Annotated in this window: 15 protein-coding genes; 5 read left to right on the forward strand and 10 right to left on the reverse strand. The window is 70.2% G+C overall.

All coding sequences use genetic code 11. The features are described from left to right. Nucleotides 1-2 precede the first annotated feature (2 nt). Genes E1161_RS13150 through E1161_RS13160 form a run of 3 tightly spaced genes read right to left on the reverse strand, consistent with a single transcriptional unit; the run spans nucleotide 3 to nucleotide 2,104 of the window. Nucleotides 3-704 carry an ESX secretion-associated protein EspG gene (locus E1161_RS13150; RefSeq protein ID WP_132623071.1) on the reverse strand — a complete coding sequence of 234 codons (702 nt, stop codon included), beginning with the start codon at nucleotides 702-704 and terminating at the stop codon, nucleotides 3-5. A gap of 4 nt (nucleotides 705-708) precedes the next feature. Further along, on the reverse strand, nucleotides 709-1,095 hold the full coding sequence (locus tag E1161_RS13155; RefSeq protein ID WP_132623073.1) for a phage holin family protein: 387 nt from the start codon (nucleotides 1,093-1,095) through the stop codon (nucleotides 709-711). A gap of 52 nt (nucleotides 1,096-1,147) precedes the next feature. After that, the gene (locus E1161_RS13160; RefSeq protein ID WP_132623075.1) at nucleotides 1,148-2,104 is read right to left on the reverse strand and encodes a Ppx/GppA phosphatase family protein; all 957 of its coding nucleotides are present in this window, start codon (nucleotides 2,102-2,104) and stop codon (nucleotides 1,148-1,150) included. 211 nt (nucleotides 2,105-2,315) lie between these two features. Between E1161_RS13160 and E1161_RS13165 the strand changes: the two genes are divergently transcribed. Further along, nucleotides 2,316-3,362, forward strand: a complete 1,047-nt coding sequence (locus E1161_RS13165; protein WP_132623077.1) for an LLM class F420-dependent oxidoreductase — start codon at nucleotides 2,316-2,318, stop codon at nucleotides 3,360-3,362. Between the two features lie 142 nt (nucleotides 3,363-3,504). Here E1161_RS13165 and E1161_RS13170 read toward each other — a convergent pair whose 3' ends face one another. Continuing rightward, complete coding sequence (locus E1161_RS13170; protein WP_132623079.1) at nucleotides 3,505-4,818, reverse strand: MFS transporter; 1,314 nt, start codon at nucleotides 4,816-4,818, stop codon at nucleotides 3,505-3,507. A 91-nt stretch (nucleotides 4,819-4,909) separates the two neighbouring features. Further along, on the reverse strand, nucleotides 4,910-5,857 hold the full coding sequence (locus tag E1161_RS13175) for a D-2-hydroxyacid dehydrogenase family protein (RefSeq protein WP_132623081.1): 948 nt from the start codon (nucleotides 5,855-5,857) through the stop codon (nucleotides 4,910-4,912). Between the two features lie 95 nt (nucleotides 5,858-5,952). Between E1161_RS13175 and E1161_RS13180 the strand changes: the two genes are divergently transcribed. Beyond that, entirely contained in the window at nucleotides 5,953-6,732 is a 780-nt protein-coding gene (locus E1161_RS13180) for a cupin domain-containing protein (protein ID WP_132623083.1), read from the forward strand. Here E1161_RS13180 and E1161_RS13185 read toward each other — a convergent pair. Then, the gene (locus tag E1161_RS13185; RefSeq protein ID WP_132623085.1) at nucleotides 6,680-7,054 is read right to left on the reverse strand and encodes a hypothetical protein; all 375 of its coding nucleotides are present in this window, start codon (nucleotides 7,052-7,054) and stop codon (nucleotides 6,680-6,682) included. The genes E1161_RS13180 and E1161_RS13185 overlap by 53 nt on opposite strands. Nucleotides 7,055-7,441: 387 nt before the next feature. Here E1161_RS13185 and E1161_RS13190 point away from each other — a divergent pair, with 387 nt between their 5' ends. Together E1161_RS13190 and E1161_RS13195 are read left to right on the forward strand one after the other, a co-directional pair. After that, on the forward strand, nucleotides 7,442-7,825 hold the full coding sequence (locus E1161_RS13190; RefSeq protein WP_132623087.1) for a hypothetical protein: 384 nt from the start codon (nucleotides 7,442-7,444) through the stop codon (nucleotides 7,823-7,825). Between the two features lie 99 nt (nucleotides 7,826-7,924). Beyond that, nucleotides 7,925-9,427, forward strand: a complete 1,503-nt coding sequence (locus E1161_RS13195; protein WP_132623089.1) for an amino acid permease — start codon at nucleotides 7,925-7,927, stop codon at nucleotides 9,425-9,427. A 4-nt stretch (nucleotides 9,428-9,431) separates the two neighbouring features. On the opposite strand, the gene E1161_RS13200 is transcribed toward E1161_RS13195, so the two are convergent. After that, nucleotides 9,432-9,704, reverse strand: a complete 273-nt coding sequence (locus tag E1161_RS13200) for a UBP-type zinc finger domain-containing protein (RefSeq protein WP_132623091.1) — start codon at nucleotides 9,702-9,704, stop codon at nucleotides 9,432-9,434. Between the two features lie 50 nt (nucleotides 9,705-9,754). Between E1161_RS13200 and E1161_RS13205 the strand changes: the two genes are divergently transcribed. After that, the gene (locus E1161_RS13205) at nucleotides 9,755-11,320 is read left to right on the forward strand and encodes a Na+/H+ antiporter (protein WP_132623093.1); all 1,566 of its coding nucleotides are present in this window, start codon (nucleotides 9,755-9,757) and stop codon (nucleotides 11,318-11,320) included. Here E1161_RS13205 and E1161_RS13210 read toward each other — a convergent pair. From E1161_RS13210 to E1161_RS13220, 3 genes are all read right to left on the reverse strand, one after another. Beyond that, on the reverse strand, nucleotides 11,303-12,061 hold the full coding sequence (locus tag E1161_RS13210; protein ID WP_132623095.1) for an IclR family transcriptional regulator: 759 nt from the start codon (nucleotides 12,059-12,061) through the stop codon (nucleotides 11,303-11,305). The genes E1161_RS13205 and E1161_RS13210 overlap by 18 nt on opposite strands. A gap of 113 nt (nucleotides 12,062-12,174) precedes the next feature. Continuing rightward, nucleotides 12,175-12,675 carry a sarcosine oxidase subunit gamma gene (locus E1161_RS13215; RefSeq protein ID WP_132623097.1) on the reverse strand — a complete coding sequence of 167 codons (501 nt, stop codon included), beginning with the start codon at nucleotides 12,673-12,675 and terminating at the stop codon, nucleotides 12,175-12,177. Beyond that, the coding region (locus E1161_RS13220) for a glycine cleavage T C-terminal barrel domain-containing protein (protein WP_132623099.1) at nucleotides 12,659-14,732 on the reverse strand (2,074 nt) is incomplete at its 5' end. The genes E1161_RS13220 and E1161_RS13215, both read right to left, overlap by 17 nt.

The raw sequence follows: 14,732 nt of genomic DNA on the forward strand, positions 1-14,732 counted from the left end.
GCTCAGTCCTGCGCCTGCGTGAGGTCTTCGAGGTATTCCTGCAGCGTCTTGCCGAGGAGGTAGGTGTCGGCGGGGGCGACCATGGTGAAGGTGTCGTCCGGCGATTCCGGGATGACCGCCGAGCGGCCGGTGGGCGAGTGCCGGATCTCGATGCCCTGGCGCCAGCGCTGGAACGCGCCGCCCCCACCCCGGTAGGCCACCGACAGCCGGGCTTCGGTGTCGTCGGCGCGGGCCAGCAGGTCGGCCACGGCGCGGGCGTCATCGGTGGGGACCTCGCGCTGCTTGAGCTCGTAGGCGAGCCAGTCCGCGGCCTGGTCCCGTTCAGCGGCTTCCGCCCGCGCTTCGGCGAGTTCGCGCGTGGGAACCGTGACCTCGCAGCCCTCGGCGGGTTCGCGCTTGGGCAGGCACGCGACGAGCGCGGGCCAGGGCGCGTCCGGGCGGACGACCTCGGCGGTCACGTCCTCGCCGCGCACCCGAACCCGCACTCCCCCGCCGTCGCCGACCGCGACGACCGCGCGCAGTTCGAAGTCCTCCGGCACGCGCACCTCGGCCAGGCCGAAGACCGACGCGCGCGAGAGCGTGCTCGCCACCTCCCGCCACTGGTCGGACACCTCACCGGGTTCCGGTGCCACTCCCAGGAATTCGGCCACCTCGTCGGCCACGTCGCTCAGCAGCGCGGCTAACTCGCGCAGTCCGCACTGCACCGCCTCAGTCCTCCTCCGGCTGCGCGACGCGGCGGACGATGCCGGCCAGCGCGCTGCTGACGATGGACACGATCAGCGCACCCCAGAAGGCCGCCCAGAAGCCGTCGACGTGGAACGGCAGGTCGAGCTCGCCCGCGAGGTAGCTGGTCAGCCAGAACAGCAGGCCGTTGACGACCAGCCCGAACAGGCCCAGCGTCAGGACGTAGAGCAGGCAGCCGAGCGTTTTGGCGATCGGCTTGAGCACCAGGTTGACCAGGCCGAAGATCACCGAGACGGCCAGCAGCGTCAGGACCTTCGTGGTGGTGTCCTCGCCGGAGAGGTCGATCCCCGGCAGCGCGGTGGTGATCCACACCGCGACCATCGTGATCAAGATGTGCAACAGCAGTCCCACAGCGCCTCCCTAGTCGATCTACCCGGAACGCTACCGCCGAACGCGCGCCCGGTCAGTCGAACAGCGTGCCCACGAGGCCGAGGGCGTCGGCGCGGGTCCGGGTGCGCGCTGCCAGGAACCGGTAGACCAGGCCCTGGCGCAAGCCCCACGGGCAGATTTCCAGCTCGGGGATCTCGAGCGACTCCATGATCACTTCGGCGACGATCGCGCCGGCCAGGATGCGCCTGCCTCTGCTGTGGGAGACGCCGGGCAGCTGCGCGCGCTGCTCGTGGTCTAGCTCGGCGAGCCGGGGGATCCACCGCGACAGGTGCTTGAGACGCAGCCGGTGCGGTCGGCGGGCCACCTCCTCCGGCGAGCTCTCGGTGAGCACCGCGAGCTGGCGCAACACCTTCGACAGCGCCAGCGGGTGACCGCCCTCCACCCGGCGCAAGGCTTTCGGGATGGTGGCGTGCAGCTCCCGCCGCAGGTCGGCGAGCTGAGCGGGCGTCGGCGGGTCGTCGGGCAGGAACTGCCTGGTCAACCGAGCGGCGCCGTGCTGGAGCGAGACGACCAGGTCGGGGTCGGTTCCGGTTCCCGTCGCGACGTCGACGGTGCCGCCGCCGATGTCCACCGTGGTCATCGCCCGTCCGCTGCGGCCGTGCCAGCGGCGGGCGGCGTGGTAGGCGACGGCGGCCTCGTCGCGCGGGGTGAGCACGCCGATGCGCACGCCGGCGGCCTCGCCGAGGCGCTTGCGCAGCAGCGCGCCGTTGCTCGCGTCGCGCACCGCCGACGTCCCGTAGGCGATCAGCGCCTCGGTCGGTTTGTCGGACGCGGCGCTCACGCAGCGCCGCACCGCGCGTTCGGCCTCGGCGATGCCCTCCTCGGTGACCCGGCCGTCGGGCAGGGTGTGCTCACCGAGCCGGGTGCGGGACTTGACGCTCCAGGTTGCGCGGGGCATGCGCGGACTGGCGAGGTCGACGATGTCCAGGCGGGCCGCCGCGGAGCCGATGTCGAGCATGGCGAGTCTCATGACGAAGTCACAGCCTTGATGAACGACATGCCAACAGCATGGGCATGACTGTCGTCGCGCGGCCAAATCGACGCATCGCATTGCGAGGTGCATCACATGACGCGACGGTCCGAGCGGGCTCCCCGTCCCGGCGTACTCGGCGGTAACCTCGCCTGCAGACCTCGGCGGTGTCGCCGCGACCCGCCGCCGCCGGACCCGGAAGGAACGGCCGATGCGCATCGGGATGCCGCTGAACTACAGCGGAGGCTTCAAGGAAACCGTCGACGACCTGGCGACCTACGAGAAGGCCGGGCTGGACATCGTCTACGTCCCGGAGGCTTACTCCTTCGACGCGGTCAGCCAGATGGGCTTCATCGCTGCCAAGACCGAGCGGCTGGAGATCGCCTCCGGCATCCTCCAGATCTACACCCGCACGCCCACCCTGACGGCGATGACCGCGGCCGGCATGGACTTCGTCTCCGACGGTCGGTTCACCCTCGGCATCGGCGCCTCGGGGCCGCAGGTCATCGAGGGCTTCCACGGCGTGCCGTACCAGGCACCGCTGGGCCGGACCCGGGAGATCGTCGACATCTGCCGGCAGGTGTGGCGCCGGGAGAAGGTGGAGCACAGCGGCAAGCACTACAACATCCCGCTGCCCGCCGAGCAGGGCACCGGGCTGGGCAAGCCGCTGAAGCTGATCAACCACCCGGTGCGCGAGCGGATCCCGATCCTCATCGCCGCGATCGGCCCGAAGAACGTCGAGATGGTCGCCGAGATCGCCGAGGGCTGGGAGCCGATCTTCTTCCTGCCCGAGCGCGCCGGTGACGTCTGGGGCGAGCCGCTGGCCGCCGGCAAGTCCAAGCGCGATGCATCGCTCCCGCCGTTGGACGTGGTCGCGCAGGCACCGCTGGCCATCGGCGAAGGCCTGGAGGACCTGGTCGACTTCGTGCGCCCCATGGTCGCCCTCTACGTGGGCGGTATGGGAGCCAAGGGCAAGAACTTCTACAACAACCTCGCCCGCCGCTACGGCTACGAGGCCGAAGCCGAGGAGATCCAGGACCTCTACCTCGACGGCAAGAAGGACGAGGCCGCCGCGGCCGTGCCGCGCGACCTGCTGGAGAAGATCTCGCTCATCGGCACCGAGTCCCACGTCAAGGAGCGCTTGGCGGCGATGGCGGAAGCCGGCGTCACCACCCTCAACGTGACGCCATTCGCCAGCGACGCCCCGGGCCGCGCCAAGCTCATCGAGCAGGTCAAGACCCTCGCCGAAGACGTCTGATCCACGACACGAACGGGGCTCGAGGTGACCAACTCGCCACCCCGGGCCCCGTCCCGTCCCCGATTCCCATTGAACTCCGGTTCCCGATTTCAATGGGAACCGGGGTTCTGACTTCCATTGAGATCGGGGACCTCCGCAGGGGTCAGGCTTCGGCCGGGGTTGGGGCCGGGGCCGGTTGCTTGGCGTGGGTCTCGCGCAGGAAGAACGCCGCGGCGAAGGTGCACAGCGACATCGCCAGCAGGAACACCGAGACCGATGCCGATGTGCCGGTGGCGGCCAGCAGCGCGGTCATGATGAACGGTGTTCCGCCGCTGACCAGGATCGCCGCCAGCTGGTAGGCCAACGACGCGCCGGAGTAGCGGACCCTCGGGTGGAACAGCTCGCTGAGGTAGGCCGCGAGCGGGCCGTAGGTCATGCTCTGCCCGATGCTGCCGACGCATCCGGCCAGGGCGATGAGCCAGATCGACGCGGTATCGATCAGCCAGAAGAACGGGAACGACCACAGCGCGAGCAACCCGGCCCCGAGCAGGATCATCGGGCGACGGCCCAGCCGGTCGGACCACGAACCCGAGAAGAAGATCACGAAGATGCCGACCAACGAGGTCAGCAGCGTGACGCCGAGCAGCTGCTGGCGCGGCAGGCCGAGCTCACGGGTGCCGTAGTCGAGCAGGCCGGAGATCCCGATGTAGAAGAACGTGTTCGTGGCGAACAGGAGTCCGGCGCCCAGCAGCACGCTGCGCTTGTGGTCGCGCAGGACCTCCATCAGCGGTGCCTTGACTACCTGCTTCTCCTGGCGCTCCTGCAGCTCCTGGAACACCGGGGTGTCCTCGATCTTGAGCTGGATGTAGAGCACGACCGGCGCGAGCACCGCGCTGAACAGGAACGGCAGCCGCCAACCCCACGACAGGAAGGCCTCCTGGCTCATCATCGCGCCTACCCCGAGGAACGCGAGGTTGCCGAAGATGACGCCGAATGGCACGCCCATCTGACCGAACGTGCCCGCCATGCCGCGCTTGCCGCTCGCGCTGTTCTCGGTCAGCAGCAGCACGATGCCACCCCACTGCCCGCCGACAGCGATGCCCTGCAGGAATCGCAGCGTCACCAGCAGGATCGGGGCCGCGACTCCGATGGTGCCCGCACCGGGCAGCACGCCGATCAGGAACGTCGCCGTGCCCATCATGATCAGGCAGGTCACGACCGCGGGCTTGCGGCCGATCTTGTCGCCGAGGTGGCCGAAGACCAGGCCACCGATGGGGCGGGCGACGAACCCGGCCCAGAACGTCGCGAAGGACAGCAGCACGCCGATCAGCGGTGTGGCGTTGGGGAAGAATTGCGTGCCGAACACCAGCGCGGCTGCGGTGGCGTAGATGAAGAAGTCGTACCACTCGATGGAACTGGCGATCAGCGCCGCGCCGAGCAGCTTCTTCGGCGTTCTGGGTGGTTCATGAGCAGTCATCGAAAGACTCCCTTGTCTTAGGACCAGACCGACCGGTTGGTATGACTGTGATGTCCGTCTCGTCTTGAGTCAAGGGGCAATCTTCAGCCGGTCAGCCCTCGTTGAGCACCCGGATCGGGGAACCCGCCTGGAACGCCCGGACGTCCTCGACGATCTCGACGAAGAACGCCTGGTAGGTGTCGTCGGTGACGTAGCCGATGTGCGGGGTCAGGACCGTGCGCGGCGTGTCGCGCCACGGGTCGTCGACGGGCAGCGGCTCGGCGCCGTAGACGTCGATGCCCGCGCCGGCGAGCCGGCCTTCGCGCAGTGCGGTGCGCAGCGCGTCCTCGTCGACGATCGGGCCGCGCGAGGTGTTGATCAGGTACGCGGTGGGCTTCATCAGCGCCAGCTCGTGGGCTCCCACCAGGCCGCGGGACCGCTCGCTGAGCACGAGGTGGACGCTGAGCACGTCGGACCGCTCGAACAGCTCGTCCTTGCCGACCAGCCGCGCACCGGCCTCGGCCGCGCACTGCGCGGTGAGGTTGCTGCTCCAAGCGATCACGTCCATGCCGAACGCCCGCCCGACGGTGGCCATGTGCGAACCGAGCCTCCCGAGACCGAGCACGCCGAGGGTCTTGCCGCCGAGCTCCACTCCCACACCCGTCTGCCAGCCACCGGTGCGGATCTGCCGGTCCTGCCCGGGGATGTCGCGCAGCAGCGCGAAGATCAGCCCCCACGCCAGTTCGGAGGTCGCCCCCCAGCCCCCACCGCTGCCGGTCCCGGACACCACCACGCCGTGCTCGCGCGCCGCGTCCAGGTCGATCGACGCGTTGCGCATGCCGGTGGTGACCAGCAGCTTGAGGTTCGGCAACCGGGTGATCACCTCGCGCGGGAACGGGGTGCGCTCGCGCATCGCGGCGATCACGTCGAACGGTTCCAGCCGCGACACGAGCTCATCGACATCGGCGATGTGCTCGGTGAACACCTCGACGTCGAGCCCGTCCCAGTCGGCGTAGCTCCGGGCGACGTCCTGGTAGTCGTCGAGCACCGCGATCCGCATGTCAAACCTCCGCTTTCCTGCTCCGGCAAAGACGGGACGGCGAAAATCCTACGCAGGTGATCGCGTCGGCAGGGGTGGCGCGAGACACTGGGCCCGTGACCGGATCCACCGTGCTGCACCTGCTGCCGTTGAGCACCTTCCACAACGACCGCGACCGGCCCATCACAGCCGCGAGCCTGACCTCGCAGGGCTTCGTGCACTGCTCCCCCGACGTGCCCACCACGTTGGCCGTGGCCAACGAGCTCTACAGCGACGTCGAGGAACCGATGGTCGCCGTCGAACTGGACCCCGAGAGGTTGTCCTCACCGGTGCGTTGGGAGGCCGCCGATCCGGCGCCGCCGCCCGGGGTGTCCGACGACGCGCTGTTCCCGCACGTCTACGGCCCGCTGGATCGCGAATCAGTGATCGGCATCCGCTACGCGCGCCGCGATGTCAAGGGCCGGTTCCTGTCGCTGGAGTCGCGCAACCGCACCGCCGAGGAGTTCGACCTGCTGCCGCATCCCGAGGGCGGCTGGTACCGGCGGACCTGGGCCAGTCCGGTCGAAGTCGAGCGCCCCAACGGCACCCGGCCGACCGCGACGACGATCTACTTCCTGCTCCCGCCCGGCCAGCACTCGGCGTGGCACGTGGTGCTCTCCGACGAGGTGTGGCTGTGGCACCGCGGCGGCCCGCTGACGCTGCACCTGGGTGGCACCGGGTCGAAGCCCTCCGACCACCCCGAGCAGGTGGTGCTGGGCGCCGGTGCGGGGCAGACCCCGCAAGCGGTGGTCCCGGCCGGGACCTGGCAGTACGCGTCCGCCGCTGCGACGGTCGAATCGCTGGTCACGTGCGTGGTGTCGCCCGGGTTCGACTTCGCTGACTTCGAGGTCGTGTAGGCAAGTCGAAGGAGGAGTGCCGCGCTCCCGGTCGGCGCATCGCTCCAGGGCCTCCCCCGACGACGACGTCACCGCGCGGGCCGCGGGCCGTTGCGACGACGGCGGCTACCGCCGGGAGGAACGCTCCCCTGGCCAGCAGCGCCGCGCGGTGCCTGCGGTAGGCGGCGACGAGACCGCGCTGGCGGTCGCGGTGCTTGCCCCGGCGTGTCGTGCCGGAACCGAGCATGCCTCGCTCCACCCACGACATCACGATCGAAAGACCCAGAACCATTCCGATGCCGATGCCCGCCGCCCCGGCGAACCCGGTCAATGAATTCAGCACCGGCAACACCCCCGAAACCTAGCCGGTTCGCGCCCACCGGTTGCCCGCACGACGCCACCGGTACCCCGATCGGGGCGGCGGCCTCGCGTTCGATCGAGTCGTCCGCTGCACGCGCAGATCCACTGTGGCCTGTTGATTTCACGGTAGGTGCGGGGCGTCTTGAACGCCGCGCGCGTTCCGCCCCGCTCGCCCCAACGGGTGAAAACGTTCTCCCGCGGATTGATCCGGTGCTCCGGACGATCGTTGATCGAGCAATCTGGTACCCGATGAGGGTCTACCATCGGGTCCGAAGTCGCCGCGTTCCGAGCCGGTCGGCGGGCAACCCACAGCCACCGGCGCACGTGTTGACCCGAGAGGCCCGATTCCCACGCCCGGGAGGTGTCGGCCGTGCGGGGTTATCCCGTTCATCTGCTCTTCCACCTGCTGGCGATCGTCGCCGGCATCGCCGCAGGCGTCAGCGGAGCGCTGTGGTGGCTGAGCAACGACCGCAACGCCCTCTACCTGGCCGTGACCGCGCTGATCGTCGGGATCATCGTGCTGCTGCTGCAGGGCTTCTACATCAACGCCAGCCAGCCGTCGCGCCCCGCTCCGCGCAGGCCCATGCCACCGGCTCCGCCGTCGCACCCGCGGTTCCCACCGGTCGCCGAGCGGCGCGATCCGACCCGACCGGACCTGGAACCGGTCGCCCCGCCGGAGGCGAAATCCGGTTCGGTCGACCAGGAGACCAAGACCTCGGCGATCGACGCCCTCAACGAGCACACCAAGGGCTGAGTCTTCGCAGCTCAGCGGCTGGCCTGCCCTCCAAATGTTGCACTGCGTGTCGCGAGTCACCATTCTGGGCCGAGATTCGGGTTCACCCTGGAGCCAGCCATGTCGATCATGCGGGTCAAGTCGGTCGAGCAGTCGATCCACGACGCCGAGGCACCGGAATTCCGGTTGCGCCGCGTGCTCAGAGCGGTCGACCTGCTCGGCATCGGGATCGGCGCGATCATCGGCACCGGGATCTTCGTGCTCACGGGTGTCGCCGCGGCCACCGACGCCGGGCCGGGCATCTCGATCTCCTTCGTCATCTCCGGCATCGCCTGCGGACTCGCGGCCCTCTGCTACGCCGAGTTCGCCTCCGTCGTGCCCGTCGCGGGATCCGCCTACACGTTCTCCTACGCCTCGCTCGGGGAGTTCATGGCCTGGCTCATCGGCTGGGACCTGATGCTGGAGTTCGTCATCGGCGCCTCCACCGTCTCGGTGGGCTGGTCGCAGTACTTCGTCGAAGCGCTCAGCGCGGTCGGTCTCGAGCTGCCCGAATCGCTGACCGCCGCACCGGGCGCGGGCGGGGCGGTGAACCTGCCCGCCGCGATCATCGCGCTGCTGCTGACCGTCGTGCTGGTGGTCGGCATCCGGCTCAGCGCTTCGGTGACCAACGTGGTCGTGGCGATCAAGCTGGCCGTGGTGCTGTTCTTCATCATCTTCGGCGCGTTCTTCGTCAAGACCGCCAACTGGGACCCGTTCATCCCGCCGCACCAGCCCCCGGACCCGGCCGAGAGCGGCTCCGCGCTCAACGACCCGCTGATCAACGCGATCTTCGGCAGCACCGGCTCGTTCGGCGTCAGCGGGCTCGTGGCCGGAGCCGCGCTGGTGTTCTTCGCCTACATCGGCTTCGACATCGTCGCCAGCGGTGCGGAGGAGACCCGCAGGCCGCAGCGCGACATGCCGATCGGCATCCTCGGCTCGCTGGCGATCTGCTCGATCCTCTACGTGCTGGTCTCGCTGGTGATGACCGGCATCGTCAGGTACGACAAGCTCGACACCGCAGCGCCGATGGCCACCGCGTTCCAGGCGATCGGAGCGCCGTGGGCGGTCGGGCTGGTGTCGCTCGGCGCGATCGCCGGTCTGACCACGGTGATCCTGATCCTGATGCTCGGGCAGGCCCGCGTCGGCTTCGCGATGGCCCGCGACGGGCTGCTGCCGGTGTACTTCGCGAAGGTGCACTCCAAGTACCGCACGCCCTACCGGATCACGGTGATCACCGGTGTCGTGGTCGCGATCATCGCCTCGCTGACGCCCATCGACGTGCTCGCCGAGATGACCAACATCGGCACCCTGTTCGCGTTCGTGCTGGTCTCGATCGGCGTGTTGGTGATGCGCCGGACGCGTCCGGACCTGCCGCGCGCGTTCCGCGTCCCGCTGGTCCCGGTGGTCCCGGTCCTCGCCGCGCTGGCCTGCTTCTACCTGATGCTCAACCTCGAAGGCTGGACCTGGCTGCGATTCGGCATCTGGATGGCCCTCGGCCTGTTGATCTACTTCGTCTACAGCATGCACCGCAGCCGCCTGGCCCGAGGCGAGACCATCGAGGACGCCGCCGACGAAGCGGACTGAGCGCTCAGACGCCCAGCTGCTCGTCGACGTAGCACCACATCCAGTTCTCACCCGGTTCGAAGGAGCGGATCACGGGGTGGCGGGTCTGCTCGTGGTGGACCGTGGCGTGCCGGTTGGGGCTGGAATCGCAGCAACCGACGTGGCCGCAGTCGGTGCAGATCCGCAGGTGCGCCCACACGCGTTCACCGGCTGCCAAGCAGTCCTCGCAGCTGTCCGCGCTGCTGGGGTCCGGCCGCTGAGTGGCGGCACCGGTCAGGTGTGCGCAACGATCCGACATCGTCTGGTCCCTTCTCTCCTGCCGCTCAGCATGTCCCGACGGGAGTGAGCATGCACGACCTGCCCGCCTTGATGGCTCTGCTCACCGGAGCGCTGGCCATCACGGCCCTGTCCCGCCGGCTCGGCGTGTCGGCACCGCTGGTGCTGGTGGTGGTCGGGCTGGGCGTCTCGGCGATCCCGGGCGTGCCGGACTACGCGATCAACCCCGACGTGGTCCTGCTGCTGATCCTGCCACCGCTGCTGTACTCGGCCGCGCTGCACAGCTCGTCCGTCGGGATCAAGGCGAACCTGCGGCCGATCGGGCTGCTGGCGATCGGCCTCGTGCTGTTCAGCACGGCGATCGCCGGTTTGGTGGCGTGGTGGCTGGTGCCCGGCTTGCCGCTGAGCGCGGCGCTGGTGCTCGGTGCGGTCATCGCCCCACCGGACGCGGTGGCGGCGACGTCGATCGGCCGCCGGGTCGGGTTGCCGCGCAGGCTGATGACGGTTCTCAGCGGCGAGAGCCTGGTCAACGACGCGACCGCGCTGACCGCCTACCGGGTCGCGGTGGCCGCGGCGATCGGCACCGGCACCTCGCTGCTGTCGGGCCTGGGCATGTTCCTGCTGGCAGCGGTGGGCGGGACGCTGATCGGCTTGGTGATCGCCTGGGTGGTCAACCGGGTCAAGCCGCTGCTGCGCGACGACATGCTCGACAGCGCGGTCGGGCTGATCGTGCCGTTCTTGGCCTACCTCGTCGCCGAGGAGGCGCACACCTCCGGAGTGCTGGCGGTGGTGGTCGCCGGGCTGTACCTGGGCCAGCAGGCACCCGCGCGCAGCGCGGCGACGCGCGTGCAGGACAAAGCGGTGTGGGGCGCGGTGGACACGCTGCTGGAAGCGGTGGTGTTCGCGCTGATCGGCCTGCAGCTCAGCAGCGTCGTGGACGGGGTGAGCACCGGGTTCGGGCCGCTGCTGCTGGCGGGCTGCGCGCTGACCGTCGCGGTGGTGCTCGCGCGCGTGGTGTGGGTGTTCGGCGTGATGTACCTGCCGGAGTGGCTGCGCGGCGAACGTCCCGACTGGCGCTACGAGCTGGTCGTGTCGTGGGCCGGGATGCGCGGGGTGGTGTCGCTGGCGGCGGCCTCGGCGATCCCGACGGTGACGCTGTCCGGGCAACCGTTCCCGCACCGCGACGAGGTGCTGTTCCTGACCCTGTTCGTCACGCTCGCGACGCTGCTGCTGCACGGCGCCACGCTGCGCCGGTTGATCGAGCGGCTCGGCGTGACCGGCGGTGAGGACTACACCGACGCGCTCGCGGAGGCCGAGGCCAGGCACAACGCCGCGCGCGCCTCGCAGGAGCGCCTCGACGAGCTGACCGCGGAGACCGAGCCGCCGGGGGACGTGGTCGATCAACTCCGGCGGGTGGCGCAGCAGCGCGCCAACCGGGCGTGGGAACGGCTGGGCCGCTCCGACGAGGAGCTGGGTGAGAGCCCCACGGCCGCCTACCGGAGGTTGCGCGGCGAGATGCTGGCCGCCGAGCGGGCGGTGTTCGTGCAGTTCCGCGACGCCCGCCGGATCGACGACGAGGTGCTGCGCCGCGTCATGCACCAGCTCGACCTGGAGGAGCTGTCACTCACCCGGGACTGACGGCAGGAAGCCCAGCTGCGCAGACAGGTCCGCGGAAGCGCTCTTCATGAACCCGACTGCCTCGCTCACGCGCTCGCGGGTGAAGCGGTAGGTGGGGCCGGAAGCGCTCAGCGCCGCCACCACGTTGCCCTCGTGGTCGTAGACGGCGACCGCGGCGGCGTTGAGCCCGATCTCGAACTCCTCGTAGCTGGTCGCGTAGCCGTCGTGGACGATGAGCTCGAAGTCCTTGCGCTGCTGCCTGGCGGCGGTGACGGTCTGCTCGGTGTACTGCTCGAGCTTGCGCGCCAGGATGCGGTCCTGGTCGTCGCGGGGAGCGTGGGCGAGCAGCACCTTGCCGCTGGAGGTGGCGTGCAGCGGCGTGCGCTGGCCGACCCAGTTGTGCGCGGTGACCGAGGCGGTCCCCCTGGCCTGGCTGATGTTGATGGCCACGTCGAAGTCGCGGATCGCGATGTTGACGGTCTCGCCGAGTTCGGTGGCCAGCGAATCGCAGTAGGCCTGGCCGATGCGCGAGAGGTCCAGCCGCTCGGTGGCCGCGCCCGCCAGCCGCACGATGCCGAACCCGATGGCGTACTTGCCGCGCTCACCGAGCTGCTCGACCAGACCGCGCGATTCCAGCACGCTGACCAGACGCGATGCGGTGGACTTGTGCACGCCGAGCTCGCCGGCGATCTCGGTGATGCCGACCTCGCCGTTGCGGGCCAGCAGTTCCAGCACGGTCACCGCCCGGTCCACAGATTGCACGAGGGCACCCGAGCTACTTCCGCGTGATTGAGACGCACTAGCCACGGGCCAGACCCTATCGGCTCGCCGGACCTATTCCGCGATCATCCGGGGTGGGCAGGGAATTCTGTTTCTCATTGTGCAACACGCGAGGTCACTTGGCCAGCGTCCAGCAACGCCGTGGCGAGGTGGTCGGCGTAGGAGTTGCGGACCAGGACGCGGTAGCCGGCGTCGAGGCGCCAGAGGATCACCGGGACTCCGGCGACGAGGGTTTGCGCGCAGTGCCCCGGGACGAACATCCCGGGGTGCAGGTCGAGGGAGCACAGGGCTTCCAGGACCTCGCGGTCGTGCAGGCGCAGGGTGGTCCGGGCCGCCGACACGTCGACCATGCTCCGATGGCCCGACTCCGTGCCGGTGACCCCGACCAGCAGGTGCTCGTCCGGGCCTAGCCCGAGGGCGGCGCGATGCTCGTCCCCGGTGACCCGGTTGACCTCCGGGAGCCGCAGCCCCAGCGCGAGCTCGGCGTCCGTGCGCACGTCGAGCTGAGGCAGGAACGGCTCCTCGACCAGCACTTCCGCGAGCTCGGCGGCGCGGTGCCCGAGCGGGCTGCGGCGCAGGTCAACGTCGACCGTCACGGCGGGCTCCTTCCGGGTCGTAGAAGACCGGCTCGTGCACCCGCACCGGGACCTCGCGTCCGTCGAGGGAAACCCCGATGCGCTCACCGATGTGGTCGCGCCCGGACTGGACCAGCGCCAGCGCGATGGTGCGGCCGAGGATCGGGCTGCGGTAGCTGGAGGTCACGTGCCCGATCCCGCCTGCTAGGCGGGCGCCTTCCGGCAGGAGCTCGGCGGGGTCCTCGGTCAGCAGGCCGACGAGCTGTTCGCGGTCTGCGCGGGCGGTGTCGGCGCGGCTCAGCGACCGCTTGCCGATGAAGTCCTTGCGGTGCGAGACCGGCATCCCGAGATCGAGCGGAGTGACGGTGCCGTCGGTGTCCTGGCCGACGATGACGTAGCCCTTCTCGGCGCGCAGCACGTGCATCGTCTCGGTCCCGTAGGGCGTGACGCCGACGTCCTCCCACAGCGCCAGGCCGTACCAGGACGGGACGTTGATCTCGTAGGCCAGTTCGCCGGAGAACGAGATCCGCGCGATGCGGGCGGGAATCCCGTTGTGCAGCGCGGTGTCCCGGAACTCCAGGAACCCGAGCTCTCCCAGGTCCGGCGCCAGCCGCGCGACGACCTCGCCCGAGTCGGGGCCGGTGACGGCCACCGCCGCCCACTGCTCGGTGACCGAGGTGCACCGCACGTCGAGGTCGGGCCACTCGGTCTGCAGCCACTGCTCCAGCCAGTCCAGGACCTTCTCGGCACCGCCGGTGGTGGTGCTCAGCAGGTAGTGGTCGGGAGCCAAGCGCAGCACGACCCCGTCGTCGAGGACCATCCCGTCGGCGGAGCACATGATCCCGTAGCGCCCCTTGCCGACCGGCAGCTTCGCGAACCCGCCGGTGTAGACGCGGTTGAGGAACTCCGGCGCGTCCGGGCCGACGACCTCGATGCGGCCGAGCGTGCTGACGTCCTGCATGGCGACCCCGGTGCGCGCGGCGAGGCATTCGCGGTGCACGGCCGCAGCCATGTCCTCGCCGGGGCGCGGGTAGTGGCGCGGGCGCCGCCACTGCCCCACGTCCTCGAACACCGCGCCGTGAGCCACGTGCCAGGAGTGCATCGGGGTGGTGCGGATCGGGTCGTGGAGGTCGCCGCGCTCGTGGGCGGCCATGAGCGCGAACGGGACCGGGACGTACGGCGGGCGGAAGGCCGGAGCACCGACCTCTCCGGGTCCGACGCCGAGTTCGGCGGCGATCACGGCCATCGCGTTGACCCACGAGGTCTTGCCCTGGTCGCTGCCGACCCCGATGGTCGTGTGGCGCTTGATGTGCTCGACCGAGCGCAGCCCGGCGCCGATCGCGCGTCGGATGTCGGCGACCGTGGCGTCGCGCTGGAAGTCAACGAACTGCTCCGCGTCGTCGCCGGGCGTCAGCCAGACCGGGTGGGGCGGGCGGATCGGTTCCGGTGGCAGGTCGGGCGCCGTGGGAGCGGCCGTCCCCGATGCGCGGGCACCCGCCCGGAGCCCTTCGTCGATGCAGCCGGGGAGGTCGAACGTTCCGTTCGCGGCCCCGGCGACCAGGCCGTCGACCGGCCGGAACGCGGCGATGCCGTCGTCCCAGCAGCGGTCGCCGTCGTGCAGGTGCAGCACTGGGCTCCAGCCGCCGCTGACCGCCAGCAAGTCGCAGTCGATCTCCGTGCCGTCGGACAGCAGCACGGATTCCAGGCAGCGGCCAGAGGTGTCGACGACGGTGGCTCCGGCGATCACCGGGACGTCGGCGGGTGGTGGGTCGCTGCGACTGTCGACGATGGCGCGCACCCGGCACCCGGCTGCGGCGAGCTCGGCGGCGGTGGCGTACGCGCTGTCGCCGGTCGTGGCCACGACCACCTCACGGCCGGGCACCACGGCGAACCTGCGCAGGTAGGTCGACACTGCGGAGGCGAGCATGATCCCGGGCCGGTCGTTCCCGGCGAACACCAGGGGCCGCTCGTGCGCCCCGGTCGCCAACACCACCCGCCCCGCCCTGACGTGCCACATCACGTTCCCCTGCGCGATCAACAGGTAGTCACCCTCATAACGCCCAACCACCGTGGCCCCC

It is taken from the genome of Saccharopolyspora aridisoli, from assembly GCF_004348445.1.
Taxonomy (GTDB): domain Bacteria; phylum Actinomycetota; class Actinomycetes; order Mycobacteriales; family Pseudonocardiaceae; genus Saccharopolyspora; species Saccharopolyspora aridisoli.

Coding starts and splice junctions, on each gene's coding strand:
- E1161_RS13160 (WP_132623075.1), bottom strand. CDS start 2,104: ATGAGACTCGCCATGCTCGACATCGGCTCCGCGGCGGCCCGCCTGGAC.
- E1161_RS13165 (WP_132623077.1), top strand. CDS start 2,316: ATGCGCATCGGGATGCCGCTGAACTACAGCGGAGGCTTCAAGGAAACC.
- E1161_RS13170 (WP_132623079.1), bottom strand. CDS start 4,818: ATGACTGCTCATGAACCACCCAGAACGCCGAAGAAGCTGCTCGGCGCG.
- E1161_RS13175 (WP_132623081.1), bottom strand. CDS start 5,857: ATGCGGATCGCGGTGCTCGACGACTACCAGGACGTCGCCCGGAGCTAC.
- E1161_RS13195 (WP_132623089.1), top strand. CDS start 7,925: ATGTCGATCATGCGGGTCAAGTCGGTCGAGCAGTCGATCCACGACGCC.
- E1161_RS13200 (WP_132623091.1), bottom strand. CDS start 9,704: ATGTCGGATCGTTGCGCACACCTGACCGGTGCCGCCACTCAGCGGCCG.
- E1161_RS13205 (WP_132623093.1), top strand. CDS start 9,755: ATGCACGACCTGCCCGCCTTGATGGCTCTGCTCACCGGAGCGCTGGCC.